Source organism: Cellulomonas biazotea, from assembly GCF_004306155.1.
Taxonomy (GTDB): domain Bacteria; phylum Actinomycetota; class Actinomycetes; order Actinomycetales; family Cellulomonadaceae; genus Cellulomonas; species Cellulomonas biazotea.
In genome coordinates this window covers 1-1,137 of the sequence record NZ_BIMR01000418.1, presented here as the reverse complement: position 1 = coordinate 1,137, position 1,137 = coordinate 1, and the positions used below count along the sequence as shown (strand labels likewise).

Sequence of the window (1,137 nt, the reverse complement as noted above, 5' to 3'; positions counted from 1 at the left end):
CCTCCGACCTCACCGCGCGGCTCCTCTCGCTCGCGCCGGACGGCTGCGACCTCGGCGGACGTCGCGCCGTCCCGCCGCGCGACCCGTTCGCCGCGCCACCGGACCCCCGTGCGCTCGCCGCGGCCGGGCTCGTGCCGCGCTCGTGGACCGGGCGCCCGGGCAGCGACCTGCACGGCGACCTGCGCCCCCGGCGCAACCCGGTCCGTCTCGCCGTCGGCTCGGTCGCCGGGCTCGGTGCCGTCGCGGCGATGCTGTTCGTGCTGGGCGAGCGTCCCGAGATCGTGCCCGTGAGCCACCCCGGGGCCGACCTGGAGCTGCTGTCGCAGGCCACCACGACGACCGGCGCCGCGTCCGGGCGCCCGACGTTCGAGGACGTCGTCGACGCCGGCGGGCAGGTCGACGCCTCGACGACGCAGTGGCTGCGCTCGCACGCCTGGTCGTTCCCGACGGCGCTGCCCACCGGCTGGGCCGTGACGGGCCTGCGCTGGTCCGGCGACGACGGCTCGGTGCTCGAGGTCGACGTGACCGGGCCCGCGGGGTCGGTGGTCGTCACGGAGCAGCAGGGCCGGCTGGACGTCGACGCCCTGAGCGGCGCGGGCGTGCAGGAGCTCGGCGGCCGGACCGTCTACGTCCTGTCGGGTGAGCCGTCGCACGTCGCCTGGCAGTGCGACTCGACCGTCGTGCAGGTCGTCGGCGCCGACGGGCACGACGTCCTCGGCCCGCTCGTGGCAGCCTTTCCCGGTGGCGCCTACGACGACGGGGTGCACGCGCGCATCACGCGCGGCTGGCAGACGGTGACGGGAGCCCTGCAGACCCCATGACGACGCCCGACGACGAGGTCACCTCTCCGGCGGCTCGCGGGCACGTCGGCTCGGACGGCGCGCCGAGCGCGACGGCTCCCACGCCCCCCGCCGCGCCTGCGCCTCCGGCCGCGCCTGCGCCCGTCGTGCCGGAGAACCCGTTCGCACCGCCGTCGGGCCGTCGGCCCGCTCCCGCGCAGAGCCCGTACGGCGGGGGCGGCGCGGCTGCGGGACCTGCGGCGGACGGACCGCAGGCCGTCGGGCACGCCCCCTCGCCGTGGCGTGCGCCGCACGGTGCACCCGCGCACGGGGCCACGCCGCACGGCCCGCCCTCGTA

Annotated in this window: 1 protein-coding gene; it reads left to right on the top strand. The window is 78.6% G+C overall.

The genetic code is table 11. The annotated features are described in order from the left end of the window. Nucleotides 1–821: zf-HC2 domain-containing protein (locus CBZ_RS19655; protein WP_130783127.1), on the top strand; the 821-nt coding region annotated here is incomplete at its 5' end. Nucleotides 822–1,137: the final 316 nt, after the last annotated feature.